Genomic DNA, 1,152 nt, shown 5'->3' with positions numbered 1-1,152 from the left:
AACGTTGGTACGATCGGTCACGTCGACCACGGCAAGACGACGCTGACGGCAGCGATCACGACGGTTCTGACGAAGAAGTTCGGCGGCGAAGCGAAGGCTTACGACCAGATCGACGCGGCACCGGAAGAAAAGGCGCGCGGCATCACGATCAACACGGCACACGTCGAGTACGAAACGGCTAACCGCCACTACGCACACGTCGACTGCCCGGGCCACGCTGACTATGTGAAGAACATGATCACGGGCGCAGCGCAGATGGACGGCGCGATCCTGGTTTGCTCGGCAGCAGACGGCCCGATGCCGCAAACGCGTGAGCACATCCTGCTGGCGCGTCAGGTTGGCGTTCCGTACATCATCGTGTTCCTGAACAAGTGCGACATGGTGGACGACGCTGAACTGCTCGAGCTGGTCGAGATGGAAGTTCGCGAACTCCTGTCGAAGTACGACTTCCCGGGCGACGACACGCCGATCGTGAAGGGTTCGGCAAAGCTGGCGCTGGAAGGCGACACGGGCGAGCTGGGCGAAGTGGCGATCATGAGCCTGGCAGACGCGCTGGACACGTACATCCCGACGCCGGAGCGTGCAGTTGACGGCGCGTTCCTGATGCCGGTGGAAGACGTGTTCTCGATCTCGGGCCGCGGTACGGTGGTGACGGGTCGTGTCGAGCGCGGCATCGTGAAGGTCGGCGAAGAAATCGAAATCGTCGGTATCAAGCCGACGGTGAAGACGACCTGCACGGGCGTTGAAATGTTCCGCAAGCTGCTGGACCAAGGTCAGGCAGGCGACAACGTCGGTATCCTGCTGCGCGGCACGAAGCGTGAAGACGTGGAGCGTGGCCAGGTTCTGGCGAAGCCGGGTTCGATCACGCCGCACACGCACTTCACGGCTGAAGTGTACGTGCTGAGCAAGGACGAAGGCGGCCGTCACACGCCGTTCTTCAACAACTACCGTCCGCAGTTCTACTTCCGTACGACGGACGTGACGGGCTCGATCGAGCTGCCGAAGGACAAGGAAATGGTGATGCCGGGCGACAACGTGTCGATCACGGTGAAGCTGATCGCTCCGATCGCGATGGAAGAAGGTCTGCGCTTCGCAATCCGCGAAGGTGGCCGTACCGTCGGCGCCGGCGTCGTCGCCAAGATCATCGAGTAA

1 protein-coding gene is annotated in these 1,152 nt (G+C 61.9%); it reads left to right on the top strand.

The window, feature by feature from the left end; all coding sequences use genetic code 11:
- On the top strand, window positions 1-1,152 hold a 1,152-nt coding region (gene tuf, locus SB771_RS33410; protein WP_244105886.1), incomplete at its 5' end, for an elongation factor Tu.

This window comes from Burkholderia sp. SIMBA_051, assembly GCF_046534915.1.
In the GTDB taxonomy this organism is placed as follows: Bacteria; Pseudomonadota; Gammaproteobacteria; order Burkholderiales; family Burkholderiaceae; genus Burkholderia; species Burkholderia ambifaria.
Note: the sequence above shows the minus strand (reverse complement) of the source record. Positions and strands in the feature narration are given on the sequence as shown.